The sequence below is a fragment of the Pseudomonas fluorescens NCIMB 11764 genome (genome assembly GCF_000293885.2).
GTDB classification, from domain to species: domain Bacteria; phylum Pseudomonadota; class Gammaproteobacteria; order Pseudomonadales; family Pseudomonadaceae; genus Aquipseudomonas; species Aquipseudomonas fluorescens_B.
In genome coordinates this window covers 6,486,982-6,506,198 of record NZ_CP010945.1, presented here as the reverse complement: position 1 = coordinate 6,506,198, position 19,217 = coordinate 6,486,982, and the positions used below count along the sequence as shown (strand labels likewise).

Annotated in this window: 20 protein-coding genes and 1 pseudogene; 7 read left to right on the top strand and 14 right to left on the bottom strand. The window is 59.1% G+C overall.

Annotation, left to right across the window (positions count from 1 at the left end):
- Positions 1-2 precede the first annotated feature (2 nt).
- Positions 3-1,616 carry an inorganic phosphate transporter gene (locus B723_RS29575; RefSeq protein ID WP_017340386.1) on the bottom strand — a complete coding sequence of 538 codons (1,614 nt, stop codon included), beginning with the start codon at positions 1,614-1,616 and terminating at the stop codon, positions 3-5.
- Between the two features lie 298 nt (positions 1,617-1,914).
- Positions 1,915-2,937, bottom strand: a complete 1,023-nt coding sequence (locus B723_RS29570) for a transporter (RefSeq protein WP_017340385.1) — start codon at positions 2,935-2,937, stop codon at positions 1,915-1,917.
- A gap of 275 nt (positions 2,938-3,212) precedes the next feature.
- On the opposite strand from B723_RS29570, the gene B723_RS29565 reads away from it, so the two are divergent.
- On the top strand, positions 3,213-4,838 hold the full coding sequence (locus tag B723_RS29565) for a methyl-accepting chemotaxis protein (RefSeq protein WP_017340384.1): 1,626 nt from the start codon (positions 3,213-3,215) through the stop codon (positions 4,836-4,838).
- 62 nt (positions 4,839-4,900) lie between these two features.
- Here B723_RS29565 and B723_RS29560 read toward each other — a convergent pair whose 3' ends face one another.
- Complete coding sequence (locus B723_RS29560; RefSeq protein ID WP_017340383.1) at positions 4,901-5,209, bottom strand: PepSY domain-containing protein; 309 nt, start codon at positions 5,207-5,209, stop codon at positions 4,901-4,903.
- Between the two features lie 182 nt (positions 5,210-5,391).
- On the opposite strand from B723_RS29560, the gene B723_RS32675 reads away from it, so the two are divergent.
- Positions 5,392-6,342, top strand: coding sequence for an IS481 family transposase (locus tag B723_RS32675; RefSeq protein ID WP_080995117.1), 951 nt, complete (start codon positions 5,392-5,394; stop codon positions 6,340-6,342).
- A 97-nt stretch (positions 6,343-6,439) separates the two neighbouring features.
- On the opposite strand, the gene B723_RS29550 is transcribed toward B723_RS32675, so the two are convergent.
- On the bottom strand, positions 6,440-7,567 hold the full coding sequence (locus tag B723_RS29550) for a glycerophosphodiester phosphodiesterase (protein WP_017340249.1): 1,128 nt from the start codon (positions 7,565-7,567) through the stop codon (positions 6,440-6,442).
- Between the two features lie 222 nt (positions 7,568-7,789).
- On the opposite strand from B723_RS29550, the gene B723_RS29545 reads away from it, so the two are divergent.
- Positions 7,790-8,116, top strand: a complete 327-nt coding sequence (locus B723_RS29545) for a DUF2025 family protein (protein WP_017340248.1) — start codon at positions 7,790-7,792, stop codon at positions 8,114-8,116.
- Between the two features lie 60 nt (positions 8,117-8,176).
- Here B723_RS29545 and B723_RS29540 read toward each other — a convergent pair whose 3' ends face one another.
- Both B723_RS29540 and B723_RS29535 read right to left on the bottom strand, forming a co-directional pair.
- Positions 8,177-8,500 carry an antibiotic biosynthesis monooxygenase family protein gene (locus B723_RS29540; RefSeq protein WP_017340247.1) on the bottom strand — a complete coding sequence of 108 codons (324 nt, stop codon included), beginning with the start codon at positions 8,498-8,500 and terminating at the stop codon, positions 8,177-8,179.
- Complete coding sequence (locus B723_RS29535; RefSeq protein ID WP_017340246.1) at positions 8,497-9,204, bottom strand: CTP synthase C-terminal region-related (seleno)protein; 708 nt, start codon at positions 9,202-9,204, stop codon at positions 8,497-8,499. Before B723_RS29535 ends, B723_RS29540 begins: the two co-directional genes overlap by 4 nt.
- Before the next feature lie 15 nt (positions 9,205-9,219).
- Between B723_RS29535 and B723_RS29530 the strand changes: the two genes are divergently transcribed.
- Positions 9,220-10,161 carry a LysR family transcriptional regulator gene (locus B723_RS29530; protein ID WP_080995171.1) on the top strand — a complete coding sequence of 314 codons (942 nt, stop codon included), beginning with the start codon at positions 9,220-9,222 and terminating at the stop codon, positions 10,159-10,161.
- 6 nt (positions 10,162-10,167) lie between these two features.
- Here B723_RS29530 and B723_RS29525 read toward each other — a convergent pair whose 3' ends face one another.
- The 3 genes from B723_RS29525 to B723_RS29515 all read right to left on the bottom strand — a co-directional run bounded on the left by B723_RS29525 (position 10,168) and on the right by B723_RS29515 (position 12,597).
- Positions 10,168-10,686 (bottom strand): DUF1003 domain-containing protein, encoded by a 519-nt coding sequence (locus B723_RS29525; RefSeq protein ID WP_017340244.1) that lies wholly within the window; start codon positions 10,684-10,686, stop codon positions 10,168-10,170.
- A 68-nt stretch (positions 10,687-10,754) separates the two neighbouring features.
- Positions 10,755-11,831 carry a diguanylate cyclase gene (locus tag B723_RS29520; protein ID WP_031319072.1) on the bottom strand — a complete coding sequence of 359 codons (1,077 nt, stop codon included), beginning with the start codon at positions 11,829-11,831 and terminating at the stop codon, positions 10,755-10,757.
- A gap of 157 nt (positions 11,832-11,988) precedes the next feature.
- On the bottom strand, positions 11,989-12,597 hold the full coding sequence (locus B723_RS29515) for a TetR/AcrR family transcriptional regulator (RefSeq protein WP_017340242.1): 609 nt from the start codon (positions 12,595-12,597) through the stop codon (positions 11,989-11,991).
- Between the two features lie 213 nt (positions 12,598-12,810).
- Between B723_RS29515 and B723_RS29510 the strand changes: the two genes are divergently transcribed.
- Together B723_RS29510 and B723_RS29505 are read left to right on the top strand one after the other, a co-directional pair.
- The gene (locus B723_RS29510; RefSeq protein ID WP_017340241.1) at positions 12,811-13,851 is read left to right on the top strand and encodes an MBL fold metallo-hydrolase; all 1,041 of its coding nucleotides are present in this window, start codon (positions 12,811-12,813) and stop codon (positions 13,849-13,851) included.
- A 136-nt stretch (positions 13,852-13,987) separates the two neighbouring features.
- Positions 13,988-15,466 (top strand): amidase family protein, encoded by a 1,479-nt coding sequence (locus B723_RS29505; protein ID WP_050558262.1) that lies wholly within the window; start codon positions 13,988-13,990, stop codon positions 15,464-15,466.
- Positions 15,467-15,498: 32 nt separating this feature from the next.
- Here the strand turns inward: B723_RS29505 and B723_RS29500 are convergent.
- The 4 genes and pseudogenes from B723_RS29500 to B723_RS29490 form a co-directional block, all read right to left on the bottom strand.
- A pseudogene (locus B723_RS29500) lies at positions 15,499-15,820 on the bottom strand (helix-turn-helix domain-containing protein).
- Positions 15,813-15,941, bottom strand: coding sequence for a type II toxin-antitoxin system RelE/ParE family toxin (locus tag B723_RS33275; protein WP_274521494.1), 129 nt, complete (start codon positions 15,939-15,941; stop codon positions 15,813-15,815). Before B723_RS33275 ends, B723_RS29500 begins: the two are co-directional and overlap by 8 nt.
- A gap of 30 nt (positions 15,942-15,971) precedes the next feature.
- Complete coding sequence (locus B723_RS29495; protein ID WP_017340239.1) at positions 15,972-16,289, bottom strand: helix-turn-helix domain-containing protein; 318 nt, start codon at positions 16,287-16,289, stop codon at positions 15,972-15,974.
- A gap of 83 nt (positions 16,290-16,372) precedes the next feature.
- A complete protein-coding gene (locus B723_RS29490) occupies positions 16,373-17,140 on the bottom strand; it encodes an AraC family transcriptional regulator (protein ID WP_017340238.1) in 768 nt (255 codons plus the stop codon).
- 112 nt (positions 17,141-17,252) lie between these two features.
- On the opposite strand from B723_RS29490, the gene B723_RS29485 reads away from it, so the two are divergent.
- Positions 17,253-18,068, top strand: a complete 816-nt coding sequence (locus B723_RS29485) for a sulfite exporter TauE/SafE family protein (RefSeq protein ID WP_017340237.1) — start codon at positions 17,253-17,255, stop codon at positions 18,066-18,068.
- Positions 18,069-18,074: 6 nt separating this feature from the next.
- Here the strand turns inward: B723_RS29485 and B723_RS29480 are convergent, their stop codons facing one another.
- Positions 18,075-19,064, bottom strand: a complete 990-nt coding sequence (locus tag B723_RS29480; RefSeq protein ID WP_017340236.1) for a hypothetical protein — start codon at positions 19,062-19,064, stop codon at positions 18,075-18,077.
- Positions 19,065-19,217 lie beyond the last annotated feature (153 nt).

The window sequence follows — 19,217 nt, the reverse complement described above, 5'->3', positions numbered from 1 at the left end:
GGTCAGAAGATTCGGGTGAACAACCAATACAAACTGCCCGACAACAGAATCGCCGCCGGCAAGGTCAACACCCAGGCCATCAGCAGGTTGCGAATGGTCTTCATCTGCAAGCCACCGCCGTTGGCGACCATGGTCCCGGCCACCCCCGAGGACAACACGTGGGTGGTCGACACCGGCAGCCCGAACATGTCCGCCGCGCCGATGGTCAGCATGGCCACGGTTTCCGCCGAGGCACCTTGGGCGTAAGTCAGGTGGCTCTTGCCGATCTTCTCGCCGACCGTCACCACGATGCGCTTCCAGCCGACCATGGTGCCCAGGCCCAGCGCGATCGCCACCGCGATCTTCACCCACAGCGGAATGAACCGTGTGGCATTGTCGATCTGCTGCTTGAACAGCTGCAGCTTGTCGGTGGTGTCGGCGTCGAAGTTACCGACCTTGTTTTTTTCCATCAGGCGAATGGTTTCGCTGGTCAGGTACATGTCGTTACGCACGTTGCCCATGGCCTCGGCCGGGACTTTCGACAGCGAACCGTAACCCTTCACTTCGTTGCCGATGTTGCCGGCCAGCGTCGCGAGGGCGGGGATCAGTTGCGGCGTAGCGTCCTTGGTGCGCATGTAATCGGAGAGCACCGGACGCGGATCGGCGGGTGCGGGCAGCGAGGTGTGCTTCATCAGGGCTTGCTGGGTAACCTCGGCCACGGCGGCGAATTGCAGCGCCTGATCCGCCGGCATGGTGCGGTTCAGCGCATACGCCATCGGCAGGGTGCCCACCAGGATCAGCATGATCAGGCCCATGCCTTTCTGGCCGTCGTTGGAACCGTGGGCGAAGGACACGCCGGTGCAGGTCAGGATCAACAGGCCGCGAATCCACCACGGTGGCGGGGTATTGCCTTTGGGCTCCTTGTACAGCGCGCGATTCTTGACGAAGGCGCGCAGGGCCAGCAGCAGCAACGCGGCGGCGGCGAAGCCGACCAGGGGCGAGAGCAGCAACGCATAACCGACTTTGGTCGCTTGCGCCCAATCCACGCCGCTGGTGCCGTCGCGCCCGTGCATCAGGGCATTGGCGACGCCGACACCGATGATCGAACCGATCAGCGTGTGCGACGACGACGCCGGCAAGCCCAGCCACCAGGTGCCGAGGTTCCACAGAATCGCCGCGATCAACAGGGCGAAAATCATCGCGAAACCGGCGGACGACCCGACTTGCAGAATCAACTCCACCGGCAGCAACGCGATGATGCCGAACGCCACCGCGCCGCTCGACAGCAGCACGCCGAGGAAGTTGAACAACCCGGACCAGACCACCGCAACGTTCGGCGGCAAGGAGTTGGTGTAAATCACCGTGGCCACCGCGTTGGCGGTGTCGTGGAAACCGTTGACGAACTCGAACCCCAGCGCGATCAGCAACGCCACGCCCAGCAGCAGAAACGGCGTCCAGGTGGTGACCACCGTGCCGAGTTCGTTCATGTCGTGCATCAGGCTGTACGCGGTAAACAACAGCCCGATCGCCAGCACAGCGAAGAAAATCACGATGGTCAGCAGGCCGGGTTTTTTATCGAACTGCGGCTTCGCGCTGCGGGCGGGCGCCTGGGCGGCGGTGTAGGAAGGAGTAGCCATCGCGGACAATCCTGAGGAGAGAAAGGAATGCCAGTCATGATCATTGCCAAATGTTACAGAGACGCTGCGCTGGGTCAGTGTTTGGCGCTTTTGCTGATCCGTTGATCAGAACCCCGCACCAACATCCAAGGGCTACGCAATCCCCTGTGGCGAGGGAGCTTGCTCCCGCTCGGCTGCGAAGCAACCGTAAACCCGGTACTCGCGGTGTGTCAGAAAAACTGTTTGGCAGGATGTGGGTCCGCTTCGCGACCCAGCGGGAGCAAGCTCCATCGCCACAGGGGCTCGATGCGCTTCGGGATTAGTAATCCTGCCGCTTGCGAAACGCCCATCGCCCCGCGATCACGGTAAACGTCGCGACCAATGCCACCAGAATCCAGAACCCCTCCGGATCCTGGGAGAGCGGCACGCCCCCCACGTTCATGCCAAAGAAACCGGCAATGATGTTGATCGGCAAGGCCAGCACCGTCACCACGGTCAGGGTGAACAGCGTACGGTTGCTCTGTTCATTCAGGTTGGCGGCAATCTCTTCCTGCAACAGCTTGATCCGCTCACCCAACGCCGTCAGGTCGTTGATGATCAGCGCAAACTCCTCGGTGGACTTGCGCAGCTCTTTCACGTCTTCCTTCTGCAACCATTGCGGCGGACGATTGAGCAGGCGCAGCAATGAGCCCGGCTCCAGCGCCAGCAGCCGTTGCAGGCGTACCAGCACCCGGCGATTGGCACCCAGTTCCGCGCGGTTGGTCGACAGCCGCGAGGACAGCAATTCATCTTCGATCTGATCGACACTGAGGCTGGTCTTGCGCACGATCTGCGTCAGCACCTCGCCCTGGTCGCGCAGCAAATGCACCAGCAATTCCAGTGGCGAACGAAAGCATTCACCGGCCTTCACCGACGAACGCAACTTGTCCACCGAGTGCAGCGGTTGCAGGCGCGCGCTGATGATCAGCCGGCTGCGGGCGCATACCCACAACGTCGACACATCCGAGGAGACCATGCTGCTGAGGTTGAACACCACGTCGTTGACCACCGCCAGCAGTGCCGAATCGACATGCTCGATGCGCGTCGAACGCGAGCCTTCATGCAAGGCTTCGAAAAATTCGTCGGGCAACTCCAGATGACTTTTCATCCAGCGCTCGCACGCGGCATGGGCGAGGTTCAGGTGCAGCCAGAGAAACTCATCGCTGTCGCCCGGTTGCTGCAGACACCGCAACGCCATGGCCGAATCGATCTCCCGGCCGCGTTCGCCGGGGCGAAAGCTGAAACCGTACAGCAGACCGAACAGGTCCGGGTCGCGATGGCTTTGGTCGATGCTGTGGTTCATGAGGTCTCGTTGTGAGGAGGCGCCTGTCGCGGGTTTCACAGGTTCACTTGAGCCGCATCATCGCAAGCCGTGATGACGTTTTTGTGACGGATAAATAACGCAAACGATTGCGCTGCCGATGGTCGGATTCGCTTAAAGAAGCGCTCTGGCACGCCGATCACGCTTAGGTTAAGTTGCGCGCCGTCGGCCACCCGCCGACGCGGCAGACAGGGATGTCCGATCTACTTTCACGCCTCACCCAGGGCGTGCCTCATTCCTGTCATGAGTACCTTCCGATGTTTCTGCAAAAGTCCTTGAGAGCGCAAATTCTCGCCCTGCTGAGTGGTAGCCTGTTTGCGATGCTGTTGATCGCGCTGGCCTGCTTTCACTTTCTGTCCAGCGGCGTTCAAAGCTATGCGAACTTGATCGACGGCCCGCTGCACACCTCACAATTGATCGATGAAGCCAACCTGCAGTTCAAGGTGCAGGTCCAGGAATGGAAAAACGTTCTGCTGCGCGGCAAGCAACCGGCGGATCTGAACAAGTACTGGAAGCAATTCGAAGACCGTCAGCGCGATGTGCAGGGCATCCTCGGCGAGCTGGCAGGGCAGAAGGGTATCGAGCCGCAACTCAAGACCCGCATCGAACGCCTGCGTGACGAACACCGCGTGTTAGGTGCGGCGTACCAGAAGGGCCGCGATGCCTACGTGGCGGCCGGTGCCGATCCAACGGCGGGCGACACCGCGGTGAAGGGCGTGGACCGGGCGACCAGTGATCAGATGAGCGAACTGGTCAGCGAGCTGCGCAAGCAGGGCACTGAACAGTCGAAGCGGATCAGCGCCAGTGCCGATCGCACCGTGTTGCTGGGGATCATCGTGATGCTCGCTTCGGGTCTGTTGATCGGCCTGTTGAGCCTGTGGCTGGTCAACCGCAACCTGGTCGAGCCGATCCGCAAGCTGATCGATTACGTGGCGCAACTCAGCCAGGGCAAGTTTGCCGAACGCGTGGCCAGCACCCGTCAGGATGAGCTGGGCAAATTGGCGATGGCGGCCAACACGTTGCGCGATTTTCTCGCCGAAACCTTCAGTCGTTTGCAGGCCAGTACCAAGGATCTGGACGGCGCCAGCAATGAGTTGAAAGCGATCGCCGGCCTCATGGCCAGCGGCACCAACGAACAGTTCAACCGCACCGATCAGGTGGCCACGGCGATGAACGAAATGTCCGCCACGGCGCAAGAAGTCGCACGGCATGCCGCCGATGCCGCGCGTGCGGCGGATGACGCCGACCAGTCCGCCCAACAAGGCGGAAAAGTGATGCAGGGCACCATCCACACCATCACCCGCATGCGCGGTGAAATCGCCAACACCGCGACGGTCATTCGACAACTGGAAACCGACAGCGGCCGCATCGGCAAGGTGCTGGAAGTGATTCGCGGCATCGCCGAACAGACCAACTTGCTGGCGCTCAACGCGGCCATCGAAGCCGCCCGAGCCGGTGAAGCCGGGCGCGGTTTTGCGGTGGTGGCCGATGAAGTGCGCAGCCTGGCCCAGCGCACGGCGGCGTCGATCATTGAGATCAACCAGATTATCCAGACGGTGCAAACCGGTGCGGTAGACGCGGCCCAGGCGATAGAAAGCGGTCAGTCGCGCAGTGAAGAAAGCGTCGAGCAAGTGACGCAGGCCGGTGCCATGCTCGAGCGCATCACCCACGCCGTGGAAGCCATCCGCGACATGAACCGCCAGATCGCCACCGCTGCCGAAGAGCAGACCTCGGTCGCCGAAGACATCTCGCGCAACCTCACCGAGATCACCAGCATTGCCAGCACCAACTTGGACAACGTGCAACGCACCGAAGCGGCCAGCCACAACCTGCATGGGTTGTCGGGACAGCTGAATGAAGTGACGGCACGTTTAAGCGCGTAAGGTTCCAGCGAAACGCAAAAAAGCCGCACGATCCGAAAATCGTGCGGCTTTTTTGGGGGGGATCAGTCGTCTTGTTTGTTCTTCAGGACTTCGCCGGTGGCGGCGTTCAAGTCCACGTCCCATTCAACATTCTTGGCGTCACGCAGTTCGACTTCGTACTCGTAGATTTTGGAATGCTTGTCCAGGTCGCTGTCGGTAATCGTGGCACCCGGATGCAACTTCAGAACGATCTGGTTCAGCTCTTCCTGCGGCTTGATCTTGCCGTCCTTGACCAGTTGAGGGATCTGATCAACGAGAACGTCAGCAGCTTGCGCCAGGCCAGCGGTGAGGGTCAGGGCAGCAGCGGTGAACAGGGCAGTCAAAGTCTTCATGAGGTTCTTTCCTTGGGTGAGCCGTTTAAGTGAGTCCAGATTAACTGTGGCAACTTAATTCAGGCTTAATTCCTTGGTCACGTTCGCTAGCAGGCTAGCTGTGATCTCTCTGTAGGTTGTTCACTCGGGGCTTTTCCGGGAAATTGGAGGTGCGAACCAAACCAAGCACCCGGAGGCCCCGAGTGAACGCTCATAAAAATGCCCGATTAACCGTTTCCGGTCGAGCCCTTCTTGTTCAACGAATCCTTAAGGAAGGCCTGAGACCTGTTGAGGTAGCTCAGTCTCAAGGAGTCAGTGTTCGCACTGCCTACAAGTGGCTTAATCGCTATCGAGCTGAAGGCGAGGAAGGACTGCAGGATCGTTCGTCCCGGCCCAAGTTCTGTCCGCACGCGCTTCCTGAGATGCGCCAGGAACAAGTGCTTGAGCTACGTCGCCAGCGAAAAACCTATCGCCAAATCAGCCAGGACTTGAAGGTGGGACACAGCACTGTGGGCAGGTTATTGAGCCGTAACGGCCTCAACCGTTTGGCATACCTGGAACCGCCACCGCCAGTGATTCGCTACGAATATTCTCAGCCCGGAGGTCTGCTTCACCTGGACATCAAGAAGCTGGGGCGTTTTAACAAACCAGGTCATCGAGTGACGCGAGACCGCCTAAAAGGCCGCTCTTACCATGTCGGTTGGGAATACGCCCATGTTGCCATCGACGATAACAGTCGAGTGGCACACAGCGGTTTGTACGCAGACCAAAGTGGGCGTAGCGCCTGCCTCGCGCTGATCCGGGCCCTGCGCTACTACGCAAGCCTTGGCGTTTGCTTCGAGCGGGTAATGACCGATAACGGCCCTTGCTACAAGTCCGGACGCTTCAAGCGTCTATGTCGACGGCTGGGGCTTAAACACATCTATACCAAACCTTACACACCACGAACTAATGGCAAGGCAGAGCGATTTATCCAAACCGCTCTGCGCGAATGGGCCTACGCCAGAAGTTACGAAAGCTCAGACCAACGTGCGACCTACCTGACGTCGTGGTTGCACGAGTACAACTGGCATCGCCCGCATGCCAGCCTGAGTTATTTGCCACCAATTAGCCGAATAGCATCCGTGAACAACGTGGTGGGTTTACACAGCTAGCTCCCACAGTTGATCTCGGTTGGCCAAACATTTTGTGTACGCCAACGATCCCTTGTGGGAGCTAGCCTGCTAGCGATACGGGTGCCTCGGTCCCGGATCAATACCCGTTGTTTGTCAGCAACTGCGCAACACTCGCCGCCGCCGGACGTTTATAGAACTTCAACAGCTCGCTGGCGCGGTTGGTGAAAATACCGTCGACCCCGGCGTCCATGACTTTCTGGTAATCCACCGCATCATCAACGGTGTAGACGTGCACCAACAAACCCTGATCATGGGTGTACTGGTTCATCCACGGTTTCACCAGGTCCGAATAGCTCTGATCGCCACCCTTGGTCAGTGCAGCGGAAGGTCCGGTGCCGATCGCGCCCTGGGCCTTGGCGTATTCGACCCATTGCTGGAATTCGGCTTTGTCCTTCGGCTCCTGCTTGGCGTAGTAAGTCGCTTTATCCTTGTCGCCGGACTCGGCGAACGTCACCTTGGACTTGGGCTCGATGCTGCCTTCACCCACCCACAGCAACAGAATCTTCGGCACCTGCGGCATTTCCTTTTCCAGCAGTTCGAGGCTGCTCTTCTCGAAGGTTTGCAGCACCACCTTGCCTTTGCCCTGGCCAACCGCCAGATTGCTTTTCGCCAGTTTGGAACCCGCCGGACTCAGCCAGCCGCGATCCTGCAATTTATCCTTGAGGTCGCTTTCGATGCCGGGGAATTGCTTGGGTTCTTTGGTTTCGATGTACAAGCCGGGCTTGTGCAGCGGATTGCCTTGGGCAATGTCGATGATCTCGTCGAGGGTCAGGATTTTCAGGCCCGCGTAAGAGGGGCGGGCACGATCCGGGTAAGCGCTGTTGAACCAGCTGCCGGCATCGAGGGTTTTCAGTTCGGCGATGGTGAACGCGTTGGCCGGGCTGTCCTTGCGCTCAGGGAATTTGCTGGCGACGTCGGTGGTGCGTTGCAGATTGTTGTCGTGCAGGGCAAACAGCACGCCGTCCTTGCTGCGTTGCAGGTCCAGTTCGAGGTAGTCCGCGCCCAGGTCGCGCGCCAGTTTATAAGCGGCGGCGGTGGATTCCGGTGCATCGAAAGACGCGCCGCGGTGAGCGATGACCGCCGGATGCGGAATGCCCGAACGGGCTGCGAGTGAGGTCGGGCTTGGTTCGCTGGCGGCCTGTGCCTGGCCGAGGCCCAGCAGCACGCTCAGCAGCAGGGCGCTCTTGGTGAAAGTAACGGGCATGGTCGAGATCCTTTCGCAGAGAGTTTTCAAAGACGTCTCTTTTAACAACTGAGCGCCGCCAGCGCTATCGCGAGACCGACATAAACGTGTTTAAAGGCCATTTTTTCGGCACATTTGTGCGGCTCTTTGCAGTACTCTTGGCCCCGGCAGTTTCCCCGGCAGAGGGAAAAGCCGTTCAATTGCCCTGCGTGTAAACCATCGATCACTTGTGTGAGGTTTATCATGCGCATCACTTCCCAGCTCATCTGCCAGGCCGCCGAACAACTCAAAGGCTTCGTCGGCCTCAACCGCAAGACCGGCCAGTACATCGTGCGTTTCAGCGAAGATTCCTTCGGCATGGACGTGGCGGATGACGGCATCATTCCTGCGAGTGAATTCGTCTGGGCGCCGGGGCCGGAGCAGGCCATGACGCTGAAGCGCGAGCTGATCCAGTTGTTGCTGGATCAGAACATCGATGACCGGATCAACATCAGCGAGCCGTTGCGGGTGTACATGAATCGGCGGGAAGTGCCGGAGATTTCGGCGGTGCGGAGTTTGGTGCAGAGCTGAGATTGGCAGTGTTTGTGCGGGCCCCATCGCGCGATGGCAGCCTAAAGAACACCGCTTCATCTACTGCTTAAACCCATAAGCCCGCTCAACCCTGCACACCCGCGTATTGCACGCCGAATACCAGGTCGAGCGCCCACGCTCACGAATCGCACGGTGCTCGGGATGAAGTTTCCACGCCAGAATCGCTGCCTCACTGGCCCAATAGGACACCGTAATCCCGAGCCCGTCTTCACCCCGCGCTGATTCCACGCCGAGAAAGCCCGGCTGCTCGCGTGCCAGTTCTACCATGCGCTCGGCGGCTTCGGCGTAACCCTGGTCACCGTCGGTTCGCAGCGAAGTAAAAATGACCGCGTAGTAAGGCGGTTCCGGCGTCCGGGCCATCATGATGTCTGCCTCACGCACGCTTCGATCAACGCACTGACCAGCGGCGGTAACAGACCTTTGAGCGCGGCACGTTCCGGTTGAAACAACGTGGCCACAAAAAACGGATGCCCACGCAATTCCACTGCCCGCAACTCCCCCGTCGAATCATGTCCTGTGGCGCACAACCGTTCGCTCAGTAACGCCCGCTCGAATTCAGGATTCACACCGTAACGGCAGCGATAGCCTTCGCGAATCTCGGAATGTTCATACGCCTTGGCGATCAACGAACCTTCAACCAGCTGAATGCAGTCGACGGCTTCCACCAACGAACAGGTCAGTGGCGTGAGCAGCGCTCGCGTCGCATCGGGTGCTGTCTCGCCGTGCTCGGCATCTTTCCACCCCAGAACGTTGCGGGCGTATTCGAGTACGGCGTGCTGAAAACCGCCACACGTGCCGAGGAAAGGTCGCTGTTGTTCGCGGGCAAAGCGGATCGCTCGCAACGCACCGCCCTCATTACGGTAGGGACTGGCTGGCACGCACCAGAAGCCATCGAAGTCTTCCAGCGGTGTGTCGTTGTCGATGCGATCGGTGGCCAACCACTGGAACTGTACGTCCAGGCCTGCGTGTTCGGCTGCCATGCCGAGGGCGACAGGAATTGCCTGGTGGGCGGTGACTTGCGGGTCGTAATCGCCGATCAGGGCGATGCGGATGACGGTGTTTTCCATGAGTGCTCTCGACGCTTGTTGATTCCTGGAACCCACTATAGATTGGCGTTCACGCAATCAATATTGGCGTTATCCCAAGTGATCAATGCAGCCACGCACTATCGACTGGAGTACCCCGACCTGTCTCTGATCCTCGCCCTGGTGCGTGGCGGCTCGTTGGCCCGGGCTTCGGCGTTGTTGAAAGTCGACGTCTCGACCGTGTTCCGCGCCGTGCGCCGACTGGAAGCGGCATTGGGTCAGCAATTGTTCGAAAAGAGCCGCGCCGGCTACTTGCCCACCAGCCTGGCGCAGACCTTGGCCGAACAGGCCGAGCGCGCCGAACAGGCGCTGGAGGCCGCGCGCATCGGCGTGGAGCAGGGCGGTGAAGTCATCAGCGGCACCGTGCGCCTGACCTGTACCGATTCGGTCCTGCAAGGTTTGCTGTTGCCGGCGCTGGCGCAATTCATGCCCGGTTACCCGGCGCTGACGCTCGAGCTGAGCACCTCCAATGACTTCGCCAACCTCAGCCGCCGGGATGCGGACATCGCCTTGCGCCTGACCCAGGCGCCACCCGAGCATTTGGTAGGACGACGCCTGGCGCAGGTGTCGTACCGTGTGTGTGCGAGTCCGGCGTATCTGAAATCGGTCGATGCCCAAGACCTGGCCTCGCTCACGTGGATCGCCCCGGACGACTTCCTCCCCGATCACCCCACGGTCGCCTGGCGGCGCCAACACTTGCCTGGCGTCACACCGGGTTATCGCTGCAACAGCATGTTGTCGGTCACCGAACTGGTGCGGGCCGGGTTGGGCGTTGCGGCATTGCCGGACTTTCTGATCGGTGACGGGCTGCAGCCGTTGAGCGAGCCGCTGCACGGTTACGACACCGCGTTGTGGTTGCTGACCCGTCCGGATTGTCGCGCCTTGCGTTCGGTGGTGACGTTGTTTGATGAGTTGGGGCTGGCGTTGAAACTGCCTTGAACAGTGTCAGGCCTTGCGCACGAAATGCTGGTGCATTTCCGACGTCAGGACTTCGATGCGTTCCGTGAGGGTTTTGGTCATCTCGGTGAGGCGGGTGTTTTGCTCGAGCAACTCGAGCAATTGCGCGGTGTTCTGCGCCGCCTGGGCCTGACGTTCGCTGTTGGCGACGGCCAGGTCTTCGCGGTGCCGCGCATCGGCCTCGGACTGGGCTTTGTCCCGTGCTGCCTGGCGGGTCTGGGCCAGCAGAATCAACGGTGCGGCGTACGCCGCTTGCAGGCTGAACGCCAGGTTGAGCAGGATGAAGGGGTAGGCATCGAAGTGGGTGATGCCCGCCACGTTGAGAAAAATCCATATTGCGACGATCAGCGTCTGCGCCCCGAGAAACATCGGCGTGCCGAAGAACCGCGCAAAGGCCTCGGCGCGCAGGGCAAACTTGTCAGTGCCGAAGGTCGGCGCCAGGTGAGCGTGAGGACGCTGGAAACGCAAGTGATCGACGGTCGCGGTGGTTTTGGTTTCGGTGGTCATGATGCTCTCTGCAGCGCTGGACTGAGGTCCACTATAGCGCCACTGCCCGGCAAGCCGCGCAGCTTTGGCTAAATCGCCAGCGTGACAGCCGTGTTGCGCTCGGTATCGCGGGTGGCTACACAGATTTTATTGCGGCCGGTGTTTTTGGCGGTATAGAGGGCTTTGTCCGCGTCATCGAGCCAGGCGATGGCATCGGTGAAGGACGGGTGAAAAGCGGCCAGGCCGATGCTCAGGCTGACCCGCAGTCCGGGAATCTCCTGATGCCGGTAGTCATGCAGCACCTCGCGTAGGCGTTCCATGACATCCCGCGCCTGATGCAACGGCATGCCGGGCAGGATCACGCAGAATTCGTCACCGCCATAGCGCCCGGCCAGATCGCATTCGCGCAGGTTGCGCTTGAGCTCGGCGCTCAGCTGGCGCAGCACCGAGTCACCGACGATGTGCCCGTAAGTGTCGTTGATGGGTTTGAAGTGATCGATGTCGATCAAGGCAATCGCGGCGGGTTGTTGGTGTTCGCGACAGTGGTGGAATTGCAGTTGCAGCAGGTCTTTCCAGGCGCCGTGGTTGAGCAGGCCGGTCAGACTGTCAGTGCGGCTCAAGGCACTCAAGGCGCGTTTGTGTTCGGACAGTTTGATCGCCAACCGATAGCAGACCATACCCACCGCCCACGGGTAGAGCGTGAGGATCGGCAGGCACGCCCAAATCTGTACATTGGTGGTCGTTGGGTTGAACATCGCGCCGAACAACAGCCAGGCAATCATGACGCCCGTCGCTTGGGTCAAGGTGCCGAGCATGAACAACCGCAGGCCGCCCGTGGCGACGTTGTTCATCGCCATCATCGCCAGGATGGTCACTGTCGTGAGCGGGTTGAACTGAACCGTCGCCGCCCAGAAACCGCCACACAGCGAATCGAAAAGCAGGTTGCGGCGTTCGGTCTTGTAGGGAAAGTTCGCGCGGATCGACAGTTGATAGGCAACGTGGGGCCAGACAAAGGCGTTCACCAGCATCCACGCCCACACCCAAAACGGCATGTTCAATGGAGACAACGCAGCGGCCACGCTGATGCAACCGACGCCAAGGCCAATGGTTCGGGGCAGGTAAATGCGTCTGGCAAATGACAAGCCCTTGCCGCGTTGGTTTTCCATAGTGTCCTGCGCCAGATTCATTCTGAAACACATTGCCGTGTTTTATTCAGAGCTACCGTTCATCGGTCAATCGCGGACATTGTCATTTATTCCAGCGGGAATAATCAGTGTCCTTCCAAGCCATTTAATAGGGGCCAGGGCGCAGTGAACGCTTGATTCAGAGCTGATAGCAGGCGAGGAACATGTCCAGCGCAGAGTCCACGACGGTGGTCTGCATCTCGGGCGAAAGGCCGGGCAGCCCCATGGAAATCTGCGGCCAGAAGGCAAAGGATTTAAGCATTCCCTGAATCTGTTGGCCGGCAAACCCCGGGTCGACCGGCTTCAAGCGTCCATCGGCCTGAGCGGCACGAATCCACACGGTCAGGCCTTCTTCGCGCTCGCCCATTCGCGCGACCATGTTCTGCGCCCGCTCCGGGGAATGGATGGTGGCTGCGATCGCGACCCGCGCCAGGTCGAGAAAATTGTCATCGCCCATCATCTGCAATTTCGCCATCAGGATCAGGCGCATCTGATCGCGCAGCGGCAGGTCAGGGCGGTAGGACGTTTCTTGTTCGGCCGTCACCCGCGCCCATAACTGATTGAGGATTTCGGCGAACAACTCTTCCTTGCTGGGGAAGTGGTTGTACACCGTGCGCTTCGACACGCCAGCGGTGGCGGCAATCTTGTCCATGCTGGTGATGTCGAAACCGTTGGCACGGAATTCGGCAATCGCCGCTTGGATGATCGCTTCGCGTTTTCGGTCGGTCAGGCGCTGTGGAGCTGTCATAAGTACGCTTCGGCAGAAGAATTCAGGAATTACACTCAGCAGTTTACTTGTGATCGGCTTTGATGCAACCTAGAAACTACACTGTGCAGTGTAATGTTTGGTTAATCCTGCACAGCCAAAAATAGAGTGTTCGGCTGATGCGTGCGTGCCTTGGCCATTTATCGTCCCACCGCAGAAACTGCCGACTGTGCGGTTTCCTGGAGTCATTCCGTCATGGCCAATTCCACCAACGCCTCTGCGCCTGAAGCTTCCCGTCAGGTCGACGGGGCCTTCAAAAACCATGCGCCCGTGCAGCGAGAAGGCTTTTGCAAAATGGTACGCATCATGTGGAGCATGATCTTCCACAAACCGCGCAACACCCGCCCAACCTCGGCCGTCCCGGTGCAACGCCTGACCCACGATGCGTTGATCGCCGCGCCTAATCACAGCGTCTATCGCCTCGGCCACTCCACCGTCATGCTCAAGCTGCGGGATAAATTCTGGATCACCGACCCGGTCTTTGCCGACCGCGCTTCACCCGTGCAATGGGCCGGTCCGAAACGCTTTCACCAACCGCCCATCAGCCTCGAAGAATTGCCACCGATCGAAGCGGTGATCCTGTCCCACGATCACTATGACCATCTCGATTATGAGGCCGTGCTCAAACTGGCGGACAAGGCCAAGTACTTCCTTACGCCGCTGGGCGTCGGCGACACCCTGATCAAGTGGGGCATCGACGCCAGCAAAGTGCGCCAGCTCGACTGGTGGCAGGGCACCGAAGTCGACGGCATCCAGTTTATCGCCACCCCGTCGCAACATTTTTCCGGCCGTGGCCTGTTCGATGGCAACAGCACACTGTGGGCCTCGTGGGTGATGATCGACGCCCACACGCGGATCTTCTTCAGCGGCGACAGCGGTTACTTCGACGGCTTCAAACGCATCGGCGAACAGTACGGCCCGTTCGACCTGACGCTGATGGAAACCGGTGCGTACAACGTTGAGTGGCCGCATGTTCATATGCAGCCTGAGCAAACCCTGCAAGCACACATCGATCTCAAAGGCCGCTGGTTACTGCCGATTCACAACGGCACCTTCGATCTGTCGATGCACGCCTGGTTCGAACCGTTTGACCGGATCCTGGCACTGGCCTGGGAGCGCAGCGTGTCGATTACCACGCCGCAGATGGGTGAGGCATTCAACGTGATGTATCCGCAGCGGGGGAGTGTTTGGTGGTCCGAGGTCGAGCAGCAGGTGTATCAGGAGAGTGTTGGCTGAGCGGCTACAGATGGGCGCGAATATTCATACGTGATGCAGTGCCAGGAGATGACGGACATTTCCAGCGGCGTCTGTAGGCTTGAAAAGCGAGTGAGCTTATTCACTCGCTATCAGTCATCACGAGGATCTTTATCACATGGATGTAACGCGAAACGACGCTACGCAAAGGCTGACACCCCAGTCGGGGCTGGAATATTCAAGTGTCGATGAACTCAGCCAAAGAATGGAGCGCAATCAGCTGAGTGCTGTAGCGCTCGTGCAGCACTTGCTGCACCGGATCGAGGCGCTGGATAAACAGGGACCGGCGATCAACGCGATCATCGAACTCAACCCTGATGCATTGGCCATTGCCGAAGTGCTCGATCAAGAGCGACAACGAGGGCACGTACGGGGTCCTTTGCATGGCATTCCCGTATTGCTCAAAGACAATATCGACACGTCCGATCAGATGCAGACCAGCGCCGGTTCATTGGCCATGGTCGGTCAGCCGGCCGCTCAAGATGCTTTCATCGTGCAACAGCTCAGAACAGCAGGGGCGGTGATACTCGGGAAAACCAACCTCAGTGAATGGGCGAATTTCCGCGATCCTGCCATCCCCGATGGGTGGAGCAGCCGAGGTGGGCAAACCAAAAACCCGCACGTGTTGAGCGAATCGCCTTACGGCTCAAGCTCAGGTTCCGGCGCGGCGGTTGCCGCAGGTTTCGCGCCGCTGGCACTCGGAACGGAAACCGTCGGCTCGATTATCGCCCCGGCGTCCGTCAACGGCGTGGTCGGCCTCAAGCCTACCGTGGGCTTGCTCAGCCGCAGCGGCATCGTCCCGGTGAGTCAAAAAGTCGATACGCCCGGGCCCATGGCGCGCACCGTTCGGGAGGCGGCACTGCTGTTGAATGCCATGTCCGGCAACGACGACGCCGAACCGGTCAAAAAGCCGCACGCCATCAGCGGCGTGGACTATACGGCTTTGCTGGTCCCGAATGCCTTGGTGGGACGGCGCATCGGGTATCCCGTCAAGTTCGAGACCAGCGGCGAGGCCGCACAAAGCGACCCTCAGTTTTCCCGTGCGCTGGAAGTCATGCAGGCCGCAGGGGCGACATTGATTCCGGTGGTGTTCGATGATCCTCAATCCCTGTCGCCGGAGGAGGTGGAAAACGGATTCTGGATGGGTATCAAGCGTGATTTGCCGCGATACCTGGCCACACGAACCGGTCTTGCAATCCAGAGCCTGGAGGAACTCCTGCAATACAACGAGCACTGCCCCGACGCCGAGGCGTATGGGCAAACCACGTTGAGCGCGGCCAACAACGTCGATTTTGACGAGAACGCGTACAACGAGTTGTGGCAAAAAATTCAAAGCGAAAATGCGGCTGCCATCGACAACGTGCTGCTTGGGCATCAACTGGATGCCGTGGTGTGGGACGTCGGCTCCCCGGGGTTGAATGTCACTGCGTTGGCAGGTTATCCCGGCATCATGGTGCCTTCCGGAGCGGACGATCACGGAGTGCCGACCTCGGTGTTCTTCTTCGGGACTCAGTGGAGCGAGGCCCATCTGCTGGCAATTGCTTATGGGTATGAACAAGCTTCCAACGCAAGGCCAACGCCTGCGTTCAAGCCGTAAAGGCTTCTAACGCAAACACTGGGATTTTTACTTCAGGTGAAAACCACCTCAATTCGCCCCTCTTTTCTCGATCGAGGGGCTGACTTGACCACGATCTGCACGTCTCGCCCAAGCAGGGATAAGCATTCCATCATCTTTGCTTCACTAATGCCGCGAAACTTCCCGCGCAACATTTCAGAGAGCTTGGGTTGGGACAGACCCAAAATTTCAGACGCTTGAACCTGAGTCAAATGGCGAGCCTTTATGATTTCGCCAATTTTTGCGGCCAGTTTGGGATTTGACGCGCATTTCATTGGCGTTGGGCGCCGAGAGGTCTTCGTAGACGTTGCCGCTGCTTTCTTCGATTTCAATCATGATCTGATCCTTTTGCGTGGTCTTGCGCCGCCTGAAGTCTCTCCTTGATCAAATCGATGTCGGACTGCGTGGTTCTGATACCCGAAGTCGACTTCTTCTGAAAGCAGTGCAGAACATAAATGGCAGAATAATCGTCAATCGATGATTTCTTTCACTCGACCATCGCGAAATCAGTGCGCCCCATCGGTTCCGCTGCCGACCCTTTCATATTCATCCCCCGCCCCGGCGCAAACCCCGGGAAGAACACCAACCCCTCCGACTCAAACCGATAAGCCAGCGCCAGTCGATCAGCCTCCGGCACATCACGGCGGGCCTCAAATCGCTCAATCGCGTCGACCGAAACGCCAGACTCCCGCGACAACTCATCAACACTCCAGCCCAGCATCGCCCGGGCCTGGGCGCAGTGAGCAGGGGTGAATTGGAAGAGGGCGATACGTTCCAGGGTGATTTTCATCGCATAAGAGGCCATGGTGTTCTCCGGGCTCAAGAGTGCTTATTCAAAAAAGTACTGTGATTTTGTACAGTTGTTTTGCGCCCGGATCAAACTCATTTTTATTTCGTACCCTCCAACCAGACGGACGGCGCCTGCCCCAACACCCGGCGAAACATCGTCGAGAACGCCGCCGGGCTGTCATAGCCAAAATCCAAAGCAATCCGCGTCACCGGCTCACCCACCGCCAACCGCGCGAGGGCCAACACCACACAGGCGCGCTGCCGCCACTGGCTGAAACTCAGGTCGGTCTGCTGGCGAAACAGGCGATTGAACGTGCGCAAACTGATGTGCAACTGATCCGCCCATTGTTGCGGCGACTGATGGGCATCGGGCCGCTGCAAAAAGCCCTGGCACAACGCAAGCAACCGCGCATCGACAGGCAGCGGAATGTGCAACGGCAAGTGAGCACTGCGCGCCAGTTCATGCAGCAGCAAATCAATCAGCGCCCCGTCGCGCCTGGCCTTGTCGTACGCCAGCGGAACCTCCACCGCCTCCATCAGCAAATGCCGCATCAACGGCGAAACGCTGATCACCTGACAACGACTCCCCAGATCAACCGCCCCCGGCTCGATGTACAAACTCCGCGTGCTCACCCCCAGCATCAACACCTCATGCGCCACCCCCGACGGAATCCACACCGCCCGCTGCGGCGGCACCACCCAGTTGCCGTCATGCGTGCTGACCTGCATCACCCCGGTCGCGCCGTACAACAATTGCGCCCGTCGGTGCGTATGAAGAGGCAACACCTGACCGTAGGAATAATCCGTACCGATCGCCACCACCGACCGTGGCGTGTCATCCAGCCCATTAATCGAAACATTGCGCATCAAGCGGCTTCCAGCAGTTGGCGTAAACGCAAACATTATTGGCTAACTTGCTGAAGCAGGCCAAGCCACATCGCTCTATCGTCGACCGCTCCCAACCAATGGACGACGCGCAATGTTCTATCTCTTGCTGACACTCTTCGGCTGCATGACCGGCATCACCGCCGTGCTGTTCGGCTTCGGCGGCGGCTTCGTCGTCGTGCCATTGCTGTACCGCATGCTCATGGCCAGCCACGGTGCCGACGACCCGATTGGCCAATCGGCAATGCACATCGCCGTGGCTACTTCGACCTGCGTGATGATCGTCAACGCCCTGGTCGCCACCGGAAAACACCACCGAGCCGGTAATCTGATTCGCCATTACCTGTGGCCGTTGGGTGGGTTTATCGGAGTGGGCGCTGTGGTCGGCGCAGTGGCAGCGATGTGGGTCAGTGGCGAGGTGATTCGGTATGCCTTTATTGCCTACCTTGGCGTAACCATTGTGGATTGCCTGTTCAGACGTGGATTTCTGACGCACACCGATAACGCAATCCCACGGCGATTGGGGAGGGCGGAAGTATCCGGTGGCGGCGTAGGAATCGGCGCCATCGCCACATTCCTTGGCGTGGGCGGCAGCGTCATGACCGTGCCGTTGTTGCGGCGTTGCGGGTTGAGCATGTCTCAGGCAACGTCCATGGCCAATCCACTAAGCCTGCCCGTGGCGTTGGCTGGGACGCTGACTTACATGGCGATGGCGGGGTTCACCGAGTTTGATCTGGGCGCGTGGTTTGTCGGTTACGTTGATCTGCTGGCGTTTGCGGTTTTGACGATGGGATCGTTGGTGGGCATTCGACTGGCCACGCCGTGGATCGGGCGGATTCCGGATCGGATACATGCGCGGGTTTACATTGGTTTGCTGGTAGTGGTGATGATCAGCATGTGCCTGAGCTGATCACGGTTACTTCGCCTCCAACCCCGGCGCTTCCCGAATAATGAAGTGATCCAGGTTCTCGATATTCGCACTGAACACCCCGAACGTCTGCTCGGGGTTTTTCTTGCTCGGCACCTGCTTCAACTCCGGCGTCACGCCATAAAAGAAGCAATACAACTGCGCCTCGCTGTCGATGGCGTGCTTGATCTCCTCCAGAAACGCTTTGCGCTTGCGGTAGTTCTCGATCAACTTCTTGCTCAGGTAAACGTTGACCGAATACGGCTTTTTCTTCGCCTCATCCGCCTGCTTGAACCAGACCTTCTGCTCGAAATCGATGCGAAAGCTCTGGGTGTAATCCTTGATCTCCTTGATCTTGCCCCAGTAAATCAGCCCCTTGTTGTCCGTCAGGTACTCGATCTTCTTGAAGAACGACCCATAAGGCGCCGTGTGCTCGCCGATTTTCAGCGGCATGCGCTTGAGCAGGTCTTTGTCCTCGAAGTTCGAGACAAAACACTCCACCGGGTGAGCGAAGATGCTGGTCTTGTCCGGTGCTGATTCGTGGCTTGGGTGCTCGACGTCACTGGCCTTTGTCGGCGGTTGCAGGTCCGCTCGCATCACATCTGCCGCGACCGCCGGGTTCGACGGCTTACGCACATACTGACGCCGAGTCAGCAACAACTCCGACGGAAAATGCTCCTCGCGGCTGTCATCCGTTTCCGCACCGTCCGCGTCCACACCCGACGCCGGCGTCTTGAGACTGACATAAGGACAATCCGCCACATGCCGGGTGCTGGGCGTGTTCTTGAAGTGCGGGGTGCGAACGTAGTTCACGTTCTTGGCGTTGAAGGTCGTCAACACATTCGCCGCATCGAAGGCCAAGCGGCAAGCGTCATTGGGACATTGGAAATGTTCCTTGGTGGAATCGAACTCCATGGTTTCGTCGAAATTCAGATCGCGCACGTCATAGATCGACAACTTGTCGTCGAGGCTGAGGCAGTAGGCGAGGTCGAATTTCATGGTGGGCTCGGGTCCTTGAGTGGGGAAGGGCATTAATAGCGGGAAGCGAGTAATCGCGCACTTTTTAATTCATCTTAGTCAGGCGCACATCTTCATTTCTTGACGATGCCATAGCCTGATGAGAATTGTGGGCGCGACGTATGCGCCGCCTCC

Coding starts and splice junctions, on each gene's coding strand:
- B723_RS29575 (WP_017340386.1), bottom strand. CDS start 1,616: ATGGCTACTCCTTCCTACACCGCCGCCCAGGCGCCCGCCCGCAGCGCG.
- B723_RS29570 (WP_017340385.1), bottom strand. CDS start 2,937: ATGAACCACAGCATCGACCAAAGCCATCGCGACCCGGACCTGTTCGGT.
- B723_RS29565 (WP_017340384.1), top strand. CDS start 3,213: ATGTTTCTGCAAAAGTCCTTGAGAGCGCAAATTCTCGCCCTGCTGAGT.
- B723_RS29560 (WP_017340383.1), bottom strand. CDS start 5,209: ATGAAGACTTTGACTGCCCTGTTCACCGCTGCTGCCCTGACCCTCACC.
- B723_RS29550 (WP_017340249.1), bottom strand. CDS start 7,567: ATGCCCGTTACTTTCACCAAGAGCGCCCTGCTGCTGAGCGTGCTGCTG.
- B723_RS29545 (WP_017340248.1), top strand. CDS start 7,790: ATGCGCATCACTTCCCAGCTCATCTGCCAGGCCGCCGAACAACTCAAA.
- B723_RS29540 (WP_017340247.1), bottom strand. CDS start 8,500: ATGATGGCCCGGACGCCGGAACCGCCTTACTACGCGGTCATTTTTACT.
- B723_RS29535 (WP_017340246.1), bottom strand. CDS start 9,204: ATGGAAAACACCGTCATCCGCATCGCCCTGATCGGCGATTACGACCCG.
- B723_RS29525 (WP_017340244.1), bottom strand. CDS start 10,686: ATGACCACCGAAACCAAAACCACCGCGACCGTCGATCACTTGCGTTTC.
- B723_RS29520 (WP_031319072.1), bottom strand. CDS start 11,831: ATGGAAAACCAACGCGGCAAGGGCTTGTCATTTGCCAGACGCATTTAC.
- B723_RS29515 (WP_017340242.1), bottom strand. CDS start 12,597: ATGACAGCTCCACAGCGCCTGACCGACCGAAAACGCGAAGCGATCATC.
- B723_RS29510 (WP_017340241.1), top strand. CDS start 12,811: ATGGCCAATTCCACCAACGCCTCTGCGCCTGAAGCTTCCCGTCAGGTC.
- B723_RS29505 (WP_050558262.1), top strand. CDS start 13,988: ATGGATGTAACGCGAAACGACGCTACGCAAAGGCTGACACCCCAGTCG.
- B723_RS29495 (WP_017340239.1), bottom strand. CDS start 16,289: ATGGCCTCTTATGCGATGAAAATCACCCTGGAACGTATCGCCCTCTTC.
- B723_RS29490 (WP_017340238.1), bottom strand. CDS start 17,140: ATGCGCAATGTTTCGATTAATGGGCTGGATGACACGCCACGGTCGGTG.
- B723_RS29485 (WP_017340237.1), top strand. CDS start 17,253: ATGTTCTATCTCTTGCTGACACTCTTCGGCTGCATGACCGGCATCACC.
- B723_RS29480 (WP_017340236.1), bottom strand. CDS start 19,064: ATGAAATTCGACCTCGCCTACTGCCTCAGCCTCGACGACAAGTTGTCG.